Annotated in this window: 14 protein-coding genes and 1 riboswitch; of the genes, 12 read left to right on the top strand and 2 right to left on the bottom strand. The window is 53.6% G+C overall.

Translation table 11 applies throughout. From position 1 onward, the window contains the following. Positions 1-172: 172 nt before the first annotated feature. The 6 genes from C7445_RS04270 (at position 173) to C7445_RS04245 (ending at position 8361) form a co-directional block, all read left to right on the top strand. A complete protein-coding gene (locus C7445_RS04270; RefSeq protein ID WP_134158805.1) occupies positions 173-2710 on the top strand; it encodes a beta strand repeat-containing protein in 2538 nt (845 codons plus the stop codon). A 223-nt stretch (positions 2711-2933) separates the two neighbouring features. Continuing rightward, on the top strand, positions 2934-4385 hold the full coding sequence (locus C7445_RS04265; protein WP_134158804.1) for a glycosyltransferase: 1452 nt from the start codon (positions 2934-2936) through the stop codon (positions 4383-4385). A gap of 356 nt (positions 4386-4741) precedes the next feature. Next, positions 4742-5458, top strand: coding sequence for a glycosyltransferase family 2 protein (locus C7445_RS14955; protein ID WP_208320833.1), 717 nt, complete (start codon positions 4742-4744; stop codon positions 5456-5458). Positions 5459-5660: 202 nt separating this feature from the next. Then, a riboswitch (cyclic di-GMP riboswitch) is annotated at positions 5661-5746 on the top strand. 46 nt (positions 5747-5792) lie between these two features. Next, the gene (locus C7445_RS04255; protein ID WP_134158802.1) at positions 5793-6548 is read left to right on the top strand and encodes a hypothetical protein; all 756 of its coding nucleotides are present in this window, start codon (positions 5793-5795) and stop codon (positions 6546-6548) included. 380 nt (positions 6549-6928) lie between these two features. Continuing rightward, a complete protein-coding gene (locus C7445_RS04250; RefSeq protein WP_243834957.1) occupies positions 6929-7339 on the top strand; it encodes a DUF5684 domain-containing protein in 411 nt (136 codons plus the stop codon). 77 nt (positions 7340-7416) lie between these two features. Continuing rightward, positions 7417-8361, top strand: a complete 945-nt coding sequence (locus C7445_RS04245) for an aminopeptidase (RefSeq protein ID WP_166669000.1) — start codon at positions 7417-7419, stop codon at positions 8359-8361. Positions 8362-8417: 56 nt separating this feature from the next. On the opposite strand, the gene C7445_RS04240 is transcribed toward C7445_RS04245, so the two are convergent. Beyond that, on the bottom strand, positions 8418-9671 hold the full coding sequence (locus C7445_RS04240; RefSeq protein WP_134158801.1) for an MFS transporter: 1254 nt from the start codon (positions 9669-9671) through the stop codon (positions 8418-8420). Positions 9672-10028: 357 nt separating this feature from the next. Next, positions 10029-11468: an MFS transporter gene (locus tag C7445_RS04235; RefSeq protein WP_134158800.1), complete on the bottom strand. Its 1440-nt coding sequence runs from the start codon at positions 11466-11468 to the stop codon at positions 10029-10031. Between the two features lie 125 nt (positions 11469-11593). On the opposite strand from C7445_RS04235, the gene C7445_RS04230 reads away from it, so the two are divergent. From C7445_RS04230 to C7445_RS04205, 6 genes are all read left to right on the top strand, one after another. After that, a complete protein-coding gene (locus C7445_RS04230; protein ID WP_134158799.1) occupies positions 11594-12478 on the top strand; it encodes a LysR family transcriptional regulator in 885 nt (294 codons plus the stop codon). A gap of 265 nt (positions 12479-12743) precedes the next feature. After that, entirely contained in the window at positions 12744-13793 is a 1050-nt protein-coding gene (locus C7445_RS04225; protein WP_134158798.1) for a LacI family DNA-binding transcriptional regulator, read from the top strand. 220 nt (positions 13794-14013) lie between these two features. Beyond that, the gene (locus tag C7445_RS04220) at positions 14014-15309 is read left to right on the top strand and encodes an MFS transporter (protein ID WP_134158797.1); all 1296 of its coding nucleotides are present in this window, start codon (positions 14014-14016) and stop codon (positions 15307-15309) included. 220 nt (positions 15310-15529) lie between these two features. Next, the gene (panD, locus tag C7445_RS04215; protein ID WP_134158796.1) at positions 15530-15931 is read left to right on the top strand and encodes an aspartate 1-decarboxylase; all 402 of its coding nucleotides are present in this window, start codon (positions 15530-15532) and stop codon (positions 15929-15931) included. 120 nt (positions 15932-16051) lie between these two features. Beyond that, entirely contained in the window at positions 16052-17095 is a 1044-nt protein-coding gene (locus C7445_RS04210) for a homoserine dehydrogenase (RefSeq protein ID WP_134158795.1), read from the top strand. 145 nt (positions 17096-17240) lie between these two features. Next, positions 17241-18440 (top strand): retroviral-like aspartic protease family protein, encoded by a 1200-nt coding sequence (locus C7445_RS04205; RefSeq protein WP_243834936.1) that lies wholly within the window; start codon positions 17241-17243, stop codon positions 18438-18440. Positions 18441-18474: the final 34 nt, after the last annotated feature.

Below are 18474 nucleotides of genomic sequence, written 5' to 3'. Positions count from 1 at the left end.
CCTCAGCTAAAACTTTCTTGCTGCATGGGACGGATTCTTGTAGCGGGAGTTGCGCTTGCAGGATGATTGCATGGATACGCGGGGACAGTGACGCAGGCCAGTCTCTGCAGGTGACCTTCGTCACCAATCTTCAGTACTCATCTCACTTGTTTAGCATGGGAGGAGAAACATTTTGAAACGTACGCTTTCTAGCATTTCGGCTGCGGCTATCGTGCTCGGCACGGGCATTCCGATGGTACTCGCGGATACTACATCCACCACGCCTTCATACACACAAGTTGGTACGGTTGCGTTCCAGTTTAACGGACAAACGGTTGCCAACCCGTATATCCTTGACTCACAAGACTCGGGCAACACGACTGCGTTTGCTCCGGTCTACTACTTCAACCAATTGCTCGCTAAGGCTGGTATTCAGGCTACCTGGAACGGCAGCACGCATACCTGGGCTTTGACGGCTCCAAACATTGACGCCTCAAAGGTTCAGGTGGCTGGCGGTGTTGGTACGGGTAACACGACCATCACGCTGAACGGCACCACCATTAAGATGATCAACACCTTTGCTGCGCAAGATCCGGCTGGCAAGAAGGGCGACATCACCACCTACTTCCCGGCTTACTATGTCAACAACTTGTTTGCAGCGCTTGGTATCAGCGCAACCTGGAACGGTTCGACGGGTCTGGCTGTCAACACGCAGGCGACCGCTTTGACCGCAAAGCAGACGGCTGCAACGAATGTTGAAGTTAACTTCAACGGTCCTGTTGCTTCCGGCACAACCGTTACCCTTTCGCAAAATGGCGTCAACTACACGACCACGGCAACTTGGTCCGGTACGACGGAAGTTACGCTCAATACGGGTTATAACCTCCCGGCTGGCACCTACACGGTTACGGCTGGTAGCCTCAGCGGCACGGTGACGATTGCCGAGGCCGTTCCGACGTCGATTGAGATTACGACGAAGGGTTTGGCAACTGTAAGTGGGGCTGCCGTCAACTACACTGTTCTTGATCAGTTCGGTAACCCGGTTGCAAACCCTGGCAGCATTACCGTAAGTGCCTACGATTCGACGAATGGTAGCCTGATTACAGGTTCTGCTGCTGGGTCATCAAACAGTGTTTCGTTGAACTTGGCTTCAGGCGTTGCGAAGAATGACAACGTCGTCGTGACGGTTTCGGATCCTTCCTATGCGCTTACGGCCACGACGGTTATCCCGGTGGTTGGCGTCACGAACATTGCCTCAATTAAACTGGGTGCTGCAACAGAGAATGGTACTACGAACCTGACGACCGGCACGGTGACATTAGCTTACACGGCTACCGATGCGGCCGGCGATTCGGTTCTCCTTACATCAGGTGTCGCTTCTAACGGAATTATCGACGGAGTGCAGTTCCTGTCATCGAACTCAGGGGTGGTAAACCCAAGCTCGTTACAAGTCGATGGCAGTGGCAACCTCACCTTTACTGCGGCAGCGACTGGCACGGCGACGATTACTGCGGTAGATTTGGCGACAGGGCAAACTTCATCCGTCGTGGTGAACATTGCTGACGCAAACGCCGTGAACAGTTTCACTTTGGCTGCACCATCGACCATGGTGGTCGCAGGACAGGCAACGACGATTCCGTACTCTGCCACAAATGCGTTTGGGCAGGCAATTACACAGTCCAGCTTCGGCCCAAGCTATCAGGGTGACATCACATGGCAAACCTCGAACTCGACTGTCTTGCCGGTGTCCGGAGTGAGTTGGAATGAGTCGAACAATTCCCTGGAAGTGACCCCAACAGGCTCTGGGACCGTAACCTTGTACGCGCTCGACGGTGGTACCATCGAGAGTAGCCTCACTTTGAATGTTAATCCGGCAGCTTATGCGTACGCCATTTCGGGCACGGACATCCCGTCTGAGTTCGAGCAGGGCGCAAACTACACCTTTGGGTCCAGTGATTTCACCGTCAAGAACCAATACGGCGGGACTTACTCTGTCCCAATTGGAGACAGTTGGACTGTTACGAGTTCGAACCCGAGTGTGATCGCTGTAAGTGGTAATACAATTATGGGCGGATCTGAGTCTGGTACCGCTACTCTGACCTTCAGCTTGCAGGATGGGAACAATAAGGTTTCCTATAACTTCAATGTAAGCGAGGTTCCATCATCGGATGTTGCTACGTATACGCTTAGCGCTCCGTCGACGATTTATGCTTCGTCGAACTCTGCTTACTATGGTGCCGTTTCTGTTACAGGCAAAGACAGCAGTGGTAACACTGTAGCCGTCAACAATTCTGCAACTGTTGCACAGTTGCTGACGTCGAACAGCGCTACCGTCGCGATTGTATCGAACTCTCAGATTGAAGGCGTGGCTTCGGGAACGGCGACAATTACGGCACTGAGCTCCACCGGCTCTGTGCTTGGGACTGCTACCGTAACGGTGAGCACGACCCCGCCGGCACCTGCGTCGGCATCGTTCAGTGAGGCTTCCTTCACGGAAACTACACCAAACACTGCAACGGCAATTACTACCGCACTACAGAATCTTCTGAGCGTCAAGGATCAGTATGGCGTAGCGGTAAGTGGCGCATCAGGGTATTGGTTCTCTAACAACTCGAGTGTGGTAGCAGTAAGCGGCAGTACAGTATATGCCGAGCCTGAAAAGGGTACGGCCACCGTCACATTTGTGACTTCAAATGGAGTTACGGCGACCATTCAAGTTGTTAACAACTAACTTGCTAGGAGCATTACCTGTATTCGAAAGGAGCTGTTCGGATTCCGAACAGCTCCTTTTTGAAGGAGGTGTAGTTGAACTCGTGAGGTCGTGTATTGTCAGATTGGAATCATCTTCTACTACTGTTATTCGCATGATCGCCCTTGCAAACTTTGATTTGTAAGCTACACTCTATGTGCATACCATTCACTGCGCTTTACTATGCTCGGGGGTGCTAGGTAACGTGGTTCCTGCTGTCGATGCAGTTAAGGATCAACTCTTGCGGGGGGGCTATGGTGAAGCTAAAACTTTGGCTGTAGAATCGTTACGGGATAAGGGGAAGCTCAACGCCCAACTCTGGGAGTTTCTTGGAGAATCGCTTGAGCATTTAGGAGAATATGATGCCGCTTGGGCGGCATATAATCGCGCATGGCTCTTGGATCCCCAGGCAGAGTGGGCAGAACCTGCGAGGATGCGCTTACGCGAGCGACTGACGGGAAAGACGCCGGTCTGGATTCAAGAACTGTTAGCCGTCCCGCACGTCACGATTTCGGCAGCAATGATCGCCAAAAACGAGGCCAGAACCATTGGCAAAGCAGTAGCCGCACTCTCTCCTGCAGTCGACGAAATTATCGTTGTGGACACAGGAAGTACCGACGACACGGTTGCAATTGCGGAGGCCGCCGGTGCGAAGGTGTTTCGGTACGAGTGGAACGATGACTTCGCCGCTGCCAGGAATTTTGCGCTGGATCAGGTATCGTCTGATTGGGTTCTCTGGGTAGATGCCGATGAGGTGTTGTTCGAGGAAGACGTCGAGAATCCACGTATCGTCGCGGGGTTGTTTAACCAACTTGAACCTCCCGCTATCCTTCGCATTGGGCAGATCAATGTATTCGATGATCGCGTTGAGCCAAACTACGATATGTCTCGCTTATTCGCGGTGCGGACAGGCCTGCGTTGGCTGGGACGTATCCACGAACAGATCGGCCTGCCGGAGGGCGGCGTATTTGCGGGCAACTTTGTGAGACCCGCTGTGCGCATTCGCGTTCGTCACGATGGCTACAAGCCGGAGGTCATGAATTCGAAGCAAAAGCTTCAGCGGAACATCCACTTGCTGCGTGCCGCGGTACGTGATAATCCAAACGATATCGCGTCATGGGGATTCCTTGGTCGCGATTTACTCTTGGCCGGTCACGTCGAGGAGGCTGTCAATGCTCTTTATACGACCGAGCGGCTTGCTCCGAGCAATCCGCAGTATGCTCGTTTGCCTGAGGTTCGTATGTTCCTCATCGATGCCCTTGTGGCACTCGGCCGCCGCGCTGAGGCCATTGCGGTTGGAGAGCGGGCAAAGGCGGAGCATCCGAATTATCCAGGTACATGGTTCGCGTTAGGACGTGCTCTGATGAATACCGCGATACATGAGCTAGGGCAGGCGAAAGAGGCCTTTACGAAGGCGCAGGAGAGTGCGGTAGGCTACCGGGGGATGGTGGCGTTTGACCCGCAAATTCTCACATGGCGTTCGACGGCAGCGATCGCGGATGTGGAAAAGTTACTCGGCAACAGTTACAACGCGCTCAAGCTATACGAGGATGCTTTGTCACGCTCACCGGAAAACGCCTCTATAGCGGGGCAGATTGAATGGCTGCGAAATCAAGCGCGAATGATTCAACAAGAGCGGGACAAACAGGGCGATTAGAGTGGATCTGGGCCTTCCCACACCAAATGCCTTGGCATTGAGCTAACTGTGCGCACGGTCAACAGATACCATAATCCTCTGCTTAGAGCGTTATTTTTTGTTTCGTGGACGTCTCCAGTAGTTGTACGGAGGCCTCCTGGAAAGGTCCCTAAATTGGGGAGGGTGAAGTTACTACTTATGCTGCTCAGGGGACCCTGAATCTGAAGTGCGCGCGTGTACCCCAAAAGGTGCAGCGCTGTGGCATTGGGTGCGATCCTTTCATCTTATATTGTGTCAATTTCTGTTGATTTCAGTTATGCTTGTTGTGATGGTTTCTTTTTTCAGACGCATAACTTTTTTCTAAGTGGTGGTGGTTGGTGTTGAGGTTTGCAGTGGTGACGCCGTACTTTGAAGAACCTATCGAAAAGCTCGCACGGTGCCATCGTAGTGTTCTTGATCAGTCCTACAAAGACGTCATTCATATATTCGTTGGAGATGGGCGGAGACAGGAAGACATTGACTCATGGCCGAGGACGCAACATATAACGCTCCCATTACCGCACAGTGACTTTGGCGATACCCCTAGGCTTATCGGAGCAGCGTCCGCAGCCGGACTGCAGTTTGAGGCTGTTCTATTCCTTGATGCCGACAATTGGTATGCTGAAAATCATATTGAGACTTTGTACTCACTTGGACGCTCAAGCGGTGCGGACGTGGTGACCTCATCTAGATACCTCTGTCGGCCAGACACAGGAGAGGTTCTAGGCGTCTGTACAGAGTGCGACGGCCTAAATTTCGTGGATTCCAACTGCTACATGTTTTTCGATAGCGCTTTCTACATTTTATCCGCCTGGGGATTGCGAGGCAACTCTGCAGTAAGGTCAGGGGTGTCGGTAATTGGGGATAGAGTCCTCTGGCACGCGATTCAGAACAGCAACCTACAGCGCACACATAGTATGCGGCCAACGGTATTCTATGAAACGTCGTTTGCTGCCCATTATCTGGCCAGAGGGATCGATGTTCCTGGATTTGCCAAGGTTATTCGTTATGATAAGAATCAAAACAGGTATTGCATCGAGCCGTATGCAGGTTGATGGCAAGTGAACACTTTCCTGACCGGCATGTAACCCGCTTACAGGAGCAAAGGCCATCGAGGAATGGCCGCTTTTTTCAAACAAATCCGGTGGTCTTGCTCCTTCGTGGCGCTTAGACTGGTCTTCAGCGTAGTTTTCGGGAAGGCGGTTTAGTTAGGCAGCACGGCCACATATCTCTACTAGTCTTCGAATAGTCTACTAGGCAGGTCAAAAGCAAACCATGCGAAAGTATGGGACGCAAAGCTACAGGGGCTTCATCCCTATGGATGATGTCAGCCAGTTGCCCGCTTGGGCCCAATGACCGCCAATCGACTTATTCGGGAGGATTTCAGACATGGGCCGCATGACAAAGAAATCTATGATGTCTATCGGAGCCGCAGTGATTGTCATTGCTTCTGCTACATCGGTCGCGTATGCCGCGACGCGGGGTAACGTGCATCCTGCCCATCCTGGACATGGACAAGGGTGGACGCTGTCCACGGACATCAACGCGAATTCCACGTCAAATGCCGCGTTGGGCACTTCCACTGCGAGCACATCTACCAGTGAAGGTGCAACCGCGAATACGAGTGGAGATGACGTGCGTGGACACGGTAAGTGGCAAGACAAGGACGACAAGCGCGATGCAAAGGATCAGCAGAAAAAGGGTGATGATGATAAACAACCCTTGGTCCTGATGCAGACGGCAAATCGGCTAACTGCGGAGACGAATGTGAAGATTGCACAGGCGCATGGACAGCTTGAGCGTGCCATTGCCAAGGCGAAAGGCAATCAAGCAGCCATCACGGCCGCGATTACAACCTATGAAGCACAGGTGCAACAAGCACTCGCACAACTACAAGCCAACTGGAGCAAGGCTGAAGCTGCCGTTCAGGCATCGAGCAGTACGAATGCGACTGGCGGTGTGACGGTAAGCACGTCGAATGGCACGAGCAACGACACCACGCCTACGAGCAACAGCACCAACACCACAAGCAATACAACGACGAACAGCACGGGTGGCGTGACGGTGACGACGAGCAATACGACAGGGAACACTTCTTCCAATGCGACGGATGCGTCAAACGGCACAACCAATTCAGCAGGTTGATACAATCAAGAGCAGAATGTGATATACGAGCCCGCTCGAAATGAGCGGGCTTTTTGTCGGTGTGTAGCAACGTAGTCGCCATGGAACGGTAAACAGTTGCTTTCTAGCGATGCCCTAGTTACAGTGTATGATGGTGTAATCCAGCCCAATCTGCAGGGGAACGTTGTCCTTGAGATCACGGGTGGGAAGTGTCAGCGCAGACAGCGGTTCGAACACAGCTTGATCAGACAGATAGAGAGGAATGGTCATCCGTGCCGACTTGACGGTCTTGACGCTGTATCAATATCCAATCATGCCCTGGCCCGAACATATTATGGTATACTCTGAGTATAATGCATAGAAAATACATGGTTCTGGGTCGGGAGGGTTGGTTGTTCGTGATGGTTGCGGTTTTTGTTTTTTATATGATCGCCTCCTATCTCATCCACAGCGCGACATGTTTTGTGTTGTACGGTAAGGCTGGGACGGCTTTACGGTGGTTTGCCTGGATTCCCGTGTTAGGCGCGATTCCGTACATGTGGACGATACGAAAATCGGCGTGGAATCTATTGTTTCTGTTAATCCCAATTGCCAATGTTGTTTTCGCAATCATCTGGTATGTCAAATTCCTCAATGCCTTCGGGAAAAGTGGCCATTGGCTATGGTTCATGCTGTTGCCGTATGTCGGTGAAATCATTCTGTTCATTCTGTGGATTTACATGGCTGCTTCCGATCAAGTCAAATACGTGCTCGGTGAACCAAGGCATAAGGGTGGCAAAGGAAATATCTCCATTTCAATTACCATCAATTGAATCCTGATGTGAAAAGGCTAGCGATGATGACCCCATCCGGTGACGGGTGGGGCTTTTTGAAAGGAAAGATGAGCGCGATGGCACTCTTGGATTCAGCTCGTAACATGCTGTTGCACGCGATGGGATTGCAGGCGGGCGAAACATTGTTGATTGTCTCAGATGGGACACGGGATGCCATTTGCCGCAGCCTGTGCCAGGCTGGTCGGGACATCGGTGCGGAATCGATCATCATGGAGATGGAGCCGCGGGAGAAGAACGGGGCAGAGCCGCCGGCGGTCGTTGCGGCAGCGATGGCCGCGGCTGATGTCGTGGTCTGCCCAACATTGCGATCGCTCACGCATACGCAGGCGCGCAAGCGGGCATCGGAAGCAGGGGCGCGCGTGGCGACGATGCCCGGTGTGACGGAGGATATGTTTGAGCATGGACCGATGTCGGCGGACTTTTCGGCTGTGGCGGCATTGACGCACAAGGTGGCGGATCGGCTGACGCGGGCGCGGGTTGCACGCATTGAAAAGGATGGCGCCGTGTTCACCTGCTCCCTGGCGGGCAGGCAGGGGATCGCGAGCACGGGTGTCTATCGTCATCCGGGAGAAGCAGGCAATGCGCCGTCAGGCGAGGCGTATCTCGCACCGGTGGAAGGAACGGCAACAGGGGAGCTGGTGGTGGACGGATCGCTGGCGGGAATTGGCCTTCTTAAGAGTCCGGTGCGGCTCACGGTGCGCGAAGGATTGCTTGTCGCCGCGGAGGGTGAGCGCGCGGACGAGTGGCTGATGATGCTTGGAGATACGCCCGCCGCACGGAACGTCGCGGAGCTTGGCATTGGCACGAACGATAAGGCCAGGCTGACGGGCGTCATTCTGGAGGATGAAAAGGCGCTTGGGACGGTGCATGTGGCGTTTGGCAGCAATGCGACGTTTGGCGGCACGGTTGAAGCAGGGGTGCACCTGGATGTCGTGATGCTGGCGCCGACGCTGTATCTAGACGATGAAATCGTGATGCAGGACGGACAACTGCTCGTGTAGCCATGGCGGAGAGGGATGTGCTCTGTTGCGAAAAGCGCCGCGAGGAACGCGTCATTCTACAATCCGCTCATCTCATCCGTACGCTCGTACGACGCATGGGGCGCCTCTTGTGCTAACCGTTGCTGCACGATGAAGGCCATGACGGCACCAGCACATGCGCCAATGGCCACCCAGAGAATCGGAGGAAGGCCGGCGTGATCGAACAACGTGCCAAACAAGACGGGGCCAATGAGGCGGCCGACGCTGGCGATACCGCCGGACACGCCGAGATAAAAAGCGGCATGCTGGCGAGCAGTCGCGGTAATCAGCGCCGGAACGGTGGGGGCGATGAGCATTTCGCCGAGCGTGGCAACCACCATACCCACGATGAGGAACGCATAGGTCGCGTGGGTCGTCCACATGATCGCATAGGCACAGCCATAGAGTACAGCGCTTGCAGTCAGCCGCGACGGGAGGGATGGTGTCAGCCGCCGGTTGATGAAGGCGGTCATCGGTTGCCCTACGAGAATGACGATGCCGTTCACGGTCCATAGCAGGCTGTATGAAGCAGGTGGCTGCCCAGCCTGATTCAGATACGGCGCGACACCGGAGTTCCAGGCCGAGGTCGCCAGGTTCAAGAGCATGTAGCCGATGCCGACAAATGCGTACAACTGGTACCGGGTGAGCAGGAGCTTGGGGCTTTCCTGTCGTGCAGTGCCGAATCCTGCCTGCCAGTCCTCCAACTCGTCGGTCGAGAACCGGCGCATAAATATGGTGAGGAAGCCTGCAAAGATCAACGTGGAGATGCCGTTGATGAGAAACGTAAACGAAAACGAGATGGACGCCAGGATTCCTGCAAGCGTGGTGCCGATGGCTACACCTACGTTGTTGCTGACGTACATCACGTTGAAAAGTCGTGTGCTCACGGCCCGCCATCTTTGTCCAACAAAGCCGCTGACTGCGGGCATCGTGATCGCAATGAGAAAGGCGTTGACGGTCATGGCGCAAACATATGTCGGCCATGTGCGGGCGAAGATGAGACTCCACTGCGCACAGCCAGTCAGGACGAGCGAACCGATGATGAGCTTGCGTGGGCCAAGACGGGCATAAAGTGCCCCGCCCATCACCTGGCCGACGATGGTGGCAAGTGATTGAAAGAATAATGCGATCCCGGCATCTGCGTAATTGCGGTGCAGAACATTGTGCACGTAAATGGTCGTGAGCGGCCAGATGAGGGCACTGCCAATCGAATTGACCAGACTTGCGAGGATAAACGCATACGACTCTTTGGGAAGAGGCTGTGTGTGGGTCAGGTTGCGCGATCGATTCATACGTGTGGGCTCCCCACCTGCAGGATAGGCACCCCGTTTTGTCGCATGGGCGCCAGTTTCCAACTTAGCGCTTGTCTGCGTCAAGCGCAATGGGTGACCGGACCGTGTGTTTTGCTTGTATGGTTTACTGGTGTGGTGGAAAAGCGATTGATGCCCCTGGTCTCCGACATGCAGCGTATGGCACGATGCGTTCCGGCGGAGGGCTTTCTGCGGTTCTCATTCTGAGGTAACGGTAGCGAATGCGCAATAAACCGCTCCTTTCAAACTGCATAAACATCGAAAACGCAGCATATCAGAGCGCTGCGTTTTTCTGCATCTTTAAGCTGAGGGGGATGCTGGGAACAGGTGTGTTTCATGTTATTGGTTCCGTAATATCGTTTTGAGCCTTTGCGGACGCAGCAAAAAGAATCCGAGTAGTAAGGCGACCACGAAGAATAAAGTGTACATTCGAAACCCCGTGTCCGTCACATGCACGAAGGCACTCTTCGTGGTTATGGTCTGCATCCCCATCCCAATGAACATTTGAGATGCGATGCGAGGTGTTACGCTAAGCTCAACCATCATGAGTGCAAGTGATTGACTCACAGCCCGACCAATATTGTAAACCGTGTAGAACATTCCTGATGCCAATCCTGCTTGTTCCTGGGGCGCAGCGGAGAGGACTGCTTTCGCTAGTGATGGCCACGCCAAACCGTTCGCCACGGAAATGATGAACAATGGGATAGTAATGTATGGAATAGATGTTCGCTCTCCGATGTTTCCGAGGAGTAATACAGCGAACGCAATCACGGTTATTCCGACGAGTAGCAACCTTACAGGGCCGAGACGGTCAGCTAATTTGCCGCCAAACGGGCCCATCAACAGTTGAGGGGCTGACAATGGCAGAAGTAGTAGCCCCGACCGGAACGGGCTTAGGTGTTGTGCGCCTTGTAGGTATAATGCGAGTAACGTGCTTATGGAAAAATACCCGATGCAATAGCACAGAGTCATTCCTAGTCCCGTCGTGTAATGTCTGTAAGAAAATAACTTGAGGTTGAAAAGTGGATCCTGGACCTTGGATTCCACGATGACAAATGCTATCCAACACAATCCGGTGATTCCGAAGAGTCCTAGAACGCTCATGGATGTCCAACCCCAAACCGGCGCTTGAGAGAACGCCATCAACAGTGAGGTCAGTCCCAATCCAAACGTGAAAGTACCCGTCCAATCCGTTTTGGATCGTATTTGTGCAGTCGGTTCTTTTCGTAGGAGCCATCCCCCAAGCAATCCTATGAGCGCAAATGGGGCGGAAACAAAGAAAATGGAACGCCATCCGAAACCACTAATGAGAGCGCCTCCGGCTACCGGACCTACGATGGAGCCAATCACCCATGAGGTCGAGTTGATTCCAAGTGCGAATCCGAGTTGCTCGCGTGGGAATGTTCGGATGATGATGGGTGTGGCCGTGGCCAAGGCTAATGCCGCACCTGCTCCCTGAATGAGTCGAAAACCAATGAGTGTGGCACTGGAATGAGACAGGCCGCAACAAATTGTAGCCATCGTGAAAAGCGCAAATCCCCAAACAAAAATTCGCTTTGTTCCAACTACATCAGCCCACCGGCCTGCGGGAAGTAAAAATATCGTGCTTGTAACCAGGTATGAAGTGATGGTCCACATACCTGTTGCAATCGTCATTTTCAAATCGCGTATCAATGTGGGAAGGCCGATCACGACGATGGTTGCGTCCACGTTTGTCACAAACGAAACAAGTGTAACGACAGCCAAAATGGCCCACTTGCGTGTATTTTCCTTAGTCACGCATAACTCCTCCAATATTGTGGCTTTGTCTGTGCACGAATGTACATGAGGAAAAGTATCATGTAAAATGAATATAAGTGATATTTTGATTCGGTTTTTACGATAGATGTGTTGGGGGTTGTAAAATGGAGAGTAATGAGCTGCGGATTTTTCGGATTGTTGCAAGAGAGGGTAGCATTACAAAGGCGGCTCAAATCCTTGGTTATGTACAATCGAACGTAACAGCTAGAGTGCAACAACTGGAAGCTGAGTTACATACACAGTTGTTTTACCGACAACGAGGTATGGTGCTAACTCCGGCAGGTGAGAAGCTGTTAGATTATGCGGAACGAGTCGTGCGTTTGCTCGATGAGGCACATCAAGTGCTGAACGACGCCTCGGAACCCACGGGTCGGCTCAAACTAGGAGCTCATCACACGTTATCCGCGATACATCTCCCAATGATTCTTGCAAAGTACCATAAAGTCTATCCCAATGTGGAATTGTCACTCACAACGGATTACTCAGACGCGTTGGCTCACAAGGTCCGCCACTTCGAACTCGACGGGGCATTTGTGAAATCAGGCTTCGAAGACGCCAACATCGTGCAGGAGCTCGTATTTGAAGAACAACTCGTGCTGATAAGCAGACCTGAGAAGGAGGATGTTCAATCGGTATGCAATCAACCCTTTCTCATGAATACAATAGGTTGCCCGCACCGGGAACAGCTTGAGATTTGGTTGAAATCAATAGGTATTCGTTCCATACGGTATCTGGAATTCAATCATCTTGATGCCATTATCCAAGGCGTCATCTCGGGCCTCGGGGCGTCCTTTGTACCACAGTCTGCAATTCAAAAATATGAAGAGAAGGGTTTAGTACGCTCTTTTGCCGTACCAGCTCAATATAGTTCCTCCAAAACGTATTTCATTCGACACAAGGATACGCTGATGACCAGCGCACTGAAGGAGTTTACCAATATGCTGCAACAGAATCCCCTTCGCAGTCTGCCAATTCAACAATACACATGACGCAAGAAGGGCGGTCATTCAGACTGCATCGTGAGAAGCGGTGTGTGTTCGTGCTGTACCGAATCTGTTGGAAAAGAACTTGTAGCTTATATGCCATTGGCGTGCCAATGTCTGCTTTCTGTCTGGTTCGATGAGATTGACACCCCAGCCGCCGCCATCCTATATTGGTGGTATGAAACCGATTTCATACAGGTGCCCGCAGACTGTCTACGCGCATCGCTCGCCAGCGACCGCGTAACGACACGAATACCGAGGTGATTGCCGGATGAGGGATAGTCGTCGTCGACCCACCATCGCCGATGTAGCGAAAGCAGCAGGTGTTTCCAAGACAACCGTTTCTCGCTTCTTGAGTCACCAAACGGAATATATTGCCGAAGAAACCTATCGCAAGATTGAGCAGGCCATACAAGGGTTGCATTACGAGCCCAGCCAAATGGCAAGAGGATTAAAGGCAAAGCGAAGCAGGCTGATTGGCATCATTGTCGCCGACATCGCCAATCCGTTTACGACAGCTATTCTACGTGGAGCCGAGGACGTTTGCCACAAACACAACTATAGTCTGCTTGTCTGTAACTCTGACAACGATCCCGCTAAGGAACAGAACTATATTCGCACGCTCCGCTCACATCAGATAGACGGTCTCATCATGCATACAACAGGTTACAACCAGAGCATGTTACTTGCCTTGCAAAAGGAGAAGACCCAGGTCGTGCTGCTCGATCGCGACGTATCTGGAATGCATGTCGATCTCGTCGGTATGGACAATACCCAGGCGACATATGATGCTCTCAACTACCTCGTGCGCCAAGGGTACCGCAGCATTGCCTATGTGACAGCGCCTACCGCAGACATCAGTACGCGCATCGAGCGCGTTCAAGCATTTCGATCCTTTGTTGCGGAGCATGGAATCGAGGAGCATAGCCCCGTTTTCCAAGTCGAGGGTGACCAGTCGTTGATCGAATGCATGACAGCCTTTATGAACAAAAAGCCTGTCATGGCCAAGGCTGTCTTCACAGGTAATGCCGTGATATTGCTTAAGGCGGCGTTGGTCATGCAAAATCTCGGCTATCGCATTCCCTATGATGTGGGCTTCATCAGCTTTGACGATCCAGACTGGGCCGACATTGTGGGGATCACCACAGTGTCTCAATCGGCATACGAAATGGGCGTGAAGGCTGCGGATCGGCTCGTTGCTCGACTGGGGGGCGATACGAGTGACGCGAAGCGGTTCCATGTCGCAGCCATGCTGAAGGAACGAGGCTCAACTCCGCAGGTTGCCATTGGGCAGTCCTTGAATAGGCGGCGGCCGTCATAGGCCACGTGGTCTGCGCCGAGCGATGGTTCGTGACGTGTATGGAACCGGTACCATACCGGCATACATGTGCCATGTACAGGGCTCGTTGTCCGGAATGTATCTGAAACTTGAAGGGGGTGAGCCAGCATTCGGGTCGCGAATGCTTGAAGGTGTGCGACATGGCGGTCGATCCGCGCGTGCACGATGGAGGGTTGAATCATCTTTCAAGGGGGAGATGCACATGGAGCAGCAGTCGTTTCCAAGATCAAGGTGGTCCAGACTCATTCCTGCTATCTTCGTCACGTACAGCTTGGCGTACCTCGATAGGTCAAACTACGGATTGGGTGCGGCGGCTGGATTGAAGCAGGCCTTGCATATGAACGCAGCGTCGTCATCCTTATTGGCCTCGCTGTTTTTCCTCGGGTACTTCTTCTTTCAGGTGCCGGGTGCGCACTATGCGAAAAAATACAGCGCGAAGAAACTTGTCTTTTGGGCACTCATTTTGTGGGGCATCTTTGCCTCTTTGCAGGGCCTCATCACCAACCTGCCGTTGCTCTACGTGGATAGGTTTTTACTTGGCATTGTTGAAAGCGTTGTCATGCCTGCGATGCTGATTTTTATTAGCCATTGGTTTACCAATGGAGAACGATCCCGCGCGAACACGTTTCTCATCCTCGGCAATCCCATTACGGTACTCTGGATGTCCGTCATCTCAGGATACCTGATTCAATGGTTTCATTGGCAGGGCATGTTTGTGATTGAAGGCGTCCCTTCCATCATCTGGGCCTTTATTTGGTGGGCAGTGGTCAAAGACAAACCTGAAGAGACCAGGTGGCTGACGCGAGAAGAGCAACAAGCCGTCACAGCCGCGCTTGCAGCGGAACAAGAGGGCATGGCACAAGTGAAAAGTTATCGGGAAGCGTTCTCGTCCCGATCGGTTGTGTTACTCAGTTTGCAATACTTCTTTTGGAGTATTGGCGTGTATGGCTTCGTCCTGTGGCTGCCGTCCATGATTAAGGCGGCGTCGCACGTCGGCATTGTGAGCACCGGTTGGTTATCTTCGGTTCCGTATTTACTGGCCGCGATTCTCATGATGATCACGTCATTTCTGTCGGATCGGCGGCCGTATACCCGCAAGGTGTATGTTTGGGTTTCATTGCTCATCGGCGCTGTGGCCTTTTACCTTTCCTATATCCTCGGGTCTGGGCATTTCACCACTTCGTTCATTCTGCTCGTCATCGCTGGCGGAGCCATGTATGCGCCGTACGGGCCGTTTTTCGCGATCGTGCCGGAGATTTTACCCAGCAATGTCGCAGGGGTGGCCATGGCGCTCATCAATTGCATGGGCGCTTTGGGTTCGTTCGTGGGATCCTATTTTGTTGGTTATCTCAACAACGTAACGGGTGGCCCAAATGCATCCTACGTCTTCATGGCACTGTCTCTCGTCCTTGCCGTCTTGTTGACAATGGCTGTTCGCGTCCGCAGACCAAGCACGGGGCTTCAGCAAGCCAATGCCGGACGGCCCGTGTCCAGATGAAGCTGTGCAGCGGAGCCATTGTGTGATTGGATTAGACCTTGTAGATCATATCGTGTGTTGCACCCTGGACAGTTGTCCGGCCTGTGCACGTACTGGCATCGTTTCCGTCTGTTCTGACTTGTCATGGGGCGTAGATGGGAGTAAGATGGCCTGAGGAAAACGCCTTGACAAGTGGTTGATTGCCTTGCTGACAGCACAGAAGGGGAACGGAGGGGTTGGCGTGTTCCGCACGATGATGAAGTCAAAGATCCATCGCGCAACGGTGACGCAGACAAACCTCAATTACGTAGGGAGTATCACGATTGATACAGACCTCATGGAAGCAGCGGATTTGTTGGAAAATGAGCGTGTGCAGGTGGTGAATATCAACACGGGCGCGCGCTTTGACACATATGTCATTCCGGGCGATGCAGGTACTGGCGTCATTGGATTGAATGGTGCGGCGGCGCGGTTGGCAGAGCCAGGGGATTTGGTCATCATCATTTCCTATGCGATGTACGAACATGCGGACGCTTTACAGCATGAACCGACCGTGGTGCTGGTTGACGAAAACAACCGCATACAAACACATCTGGACAGCGAGGCGGAAGAGAATCGGCGTCTAGCCAAAACGCCGTCGTGACCGATGTAAACGAGCCAGTTACATGGTGGTGAAGTGGAAGGGCATCCCGACGGGGTGCCCTTTTTGAATAGGCAATCGATCCGTTAGGGTCTACATATGGAGAGAGGCGGCGAGAGACGGGTGGCAAACAAGGTGCGTCTGGGTCTGGTTGGATGTGGTGTTGTGGGAAGTGGTGTGCTGCGGGTGCTGGCGGATCGACAAGGTGCGTGGGATGGTGCGCAACTGGAAGCTACGCATATTGCCGTGAGACACTTGGAGCGCCCCCGGCCGGATTTTGTTCCGCGCCACCTGTTGACGGACGACTGGCGCATCGTGTGCGAGGCGGACGATGTGGATATCGTGATCGAGGTTATGGGCGGTATCGATGTGGCGCACGATGTGGTGCGGCACGCGCTGGAAAACGGCAAGTCGGTCGTCACGGCGAACAAGGCCTTGATGGCGCTCCATGGCGAGGAATTGCGCGATCTCGCGAGTAAGCGCGGCCTGTTCTTGCGCCATGAAGCGAGTGTGCTCGGTGGCATTCCTGTCTTACATACCTTGCATACCTACTTTGACTTGAATCGCGTGCAGTCTTTGCGCGGCATCGTCAACGGTACGTGCAACTATATCCTCACGCAGATGCACGCGACAGGGGCGGCCTTTGCCAGCGCGCTTCAGGAAGCGCAGGCACTTGGCTATGCTGAGCCAGATCCCGCGGCGGATGTCGAGGGCTTGGATGCCTACTATAAGCTGCAAATTCTCCTGCAGGCGCTGCGCGTGGATACGCGTCTGTTGGCAACAGAATGTGTCGCCGACGGCCAGTCGCCGAACGAGATGGCGAGAAATGGCGTTCCGACAGCCGTATTGACGAAGCCGCGCGCCGGCATCAGCGCGATCACGGCTGCACAGATGGAAGCCGCCAAAGCGTCGGGCGCCAAGGTCAAACATGTTGCGTCCGCGGTCTGGGGCGATGATGGCATCGTCCGTTGTGAGGTTGGCCCGCAGGTGCTGCAACCTGACGATCCGCTTTATTTCGTCGATGGCGTCAACAACGCCATTGCCATCACGGGCGACGTGGTGGGCACCATCACTTTGATTGGCCCGGGAGCAGGTGCGTTGCCCACGGCGAGCGCCGTGTTGGAGGATGTGCTGCAGATGGTGCGTGAATCGTCGCGCAATGCCTGAGCGGCGATAGCAGTCGGTAAATCCCAGTGGCATTCGTGCAGGAAATGACCAGTTTGGCACAGAATTATCCTACCAATCAAATTACGTAGTAGATGGCGTTTGAAGGGATGCCCTTTGGACCATCTCGAGAAGGTAGGCATTCTTTGTGAAGACAGCACGTTCTCTTTGGACTTCCGTGGTCGTTTCCGGGCTGCTCATGGCGACGCCAATGGCGGCGACCGTCTCAGCGAAAACCGTATCTGGCGGCATAGCGCAGCATCATGTGGCAGGTTCGCACACGGCGAAGCAGTCTCCCCGCCAAGCGGTGGCCAAGGCGGCGCAGAAGGCGCAAAAGGCCGCTATGGTGAAAGCGAACGCCCTCCCAAACGGGCATGTGCGCGCGTTCATTGGCGGCAAGCAGTATGACGCCATCGCCGTGGGCGACACCACCTATGTGGCGCTCGCCGGCATGGCGGCGATGAAAACGCCGTATGAGGATCTTGGCGATGGCAAGATTGCCGTCACCGGTGGCTATGTACAAGGCGTCGTCTACGGCGGCACGACATATGTTCCTTGGCAGAATCTTGCGGCGAAAGTCAAGGCTACGCCGCTCAAAGGCGGCGGCTTCACGTTCAGCAGCGTTCCTGTCAGCCATCATTATCAAATCGAGATCGACACGCAGAATGCGACGGTGGGGAGTCCCGCGCCGCTGCAAATTGCCACCTTGGACGGACTCAATCCGGTGCCGAATCAGAACATCACCATCATGACGACCGGTTTTAGCACATTGACACCTTCCACCGGAAGTACGACTCTGCATACATCGACCGATTATTCGGGGACGTGGTTCAATGGTCTCGAAGACAACACGGCGGAGACCGCGTATGTCACGGTGTCCTGGGTCGATCCCGCAGGAAAGACGGTGCAGCAGACGGCAGCGGTGAAGTTCGCGCCGGCAGCTTCGAGCCAATCGGGGACGACCCAGGCGTCGGGGGAAACTTTGCTCGCCTCGGTTCCCATCACGACGTTTCAAAATGGCGTCTTCTTTAACGCCGCGAGCGGAAAGGACAACCTCACCCTGCAACTGGATACCGGTGCATACGAACCGCTCTTTACCGCGGCTGACGCAAAACTGCTCCATCTGCCCAATCTTGGTTCGATTGCCGTGTCGGGCATTGGTGGGGAAGATCAGGCGTATATGAGCCAGGTTTCGCTGGACATCGGTGGGCAGCATTTTGCCGATATCCCGTGCATTGTCGATCCGAGTTACACCGGCGTCTCTTTGCTTGGCTTCGGCTTTTTCCAAGCCAACGGCTATGATCTGTTCGTCTCTCAAAAGTACAACACACTGTCCATCCTTCATTGACAGATATGGAGATCCAATCCGGTTGCCACGGCGC

Source organism: Alicyclobacillus sacchari (assembly GCF_004366795.1).
Classification (GTDB): domain Bacteria; phylum Bacillota; class Bacilli; order Alicyclobacillales; family Alicyclobacillaceae; genus Alicyclobacillus; species Alicyclobacillus sacchari.
This window is presented reverse-complemented; position numbering and strand designations above follow the sequence as displayed.

Excerpts from the sequence above, each read along its gene's own strand:
- C7445_RS04255 (WP_134158802.1), top strand. The coding sequence starts at position 5,793 with ATGGGCCGCATGACAAAGAAATCTATGATGTCTATCGGAGCCGCAGTG.
- C7445_RS04250 (WP_243834957.1), top strand. The coding sequence starts at position 6,929 with ATGGTTGCGGTTTTTGTTTTTTATATGATCGCCTCCTATCTCATCCAC.
- C7445_RS04245 (WP_166669000.1), top strand. The coding sequence starts at position 7,417 with ATGGCACTCTTGGATTCAGCTCGTAACATGCTGTTGCACGCGATGGGA.
- C7445_RS04240 (WP_134158801.1), bottom strand. The coding sequence starts at position 9,671 with ATGAATCGATCGCGCAACCTGACCCACACACAGCCTCTTCCCAAAGAG.
- C7445_RS04230 (WP_134158799.1), top strand. The coding sequence starts at position 11,594 with ATGGAGAGTAATGAGCTGCGGATTTTTCGGATTGTTGCAAGAGAGGGT.
- C7445_RS04225 (WP_134158798.1), top strand. The coding sequence starts at position 12,744 with ATGAGGGATAGTCGTCGTCGACCCACCATCGCCGATGTAGCGAAAGCA.
- C7445_RS04220 (WP_134158797.1), top strand. The coding sequence starts at position 14,014 with ATGGAGCAGCAGTCGTTTCCAAGATCAAGGTGGTCCAGACTCATTCCT.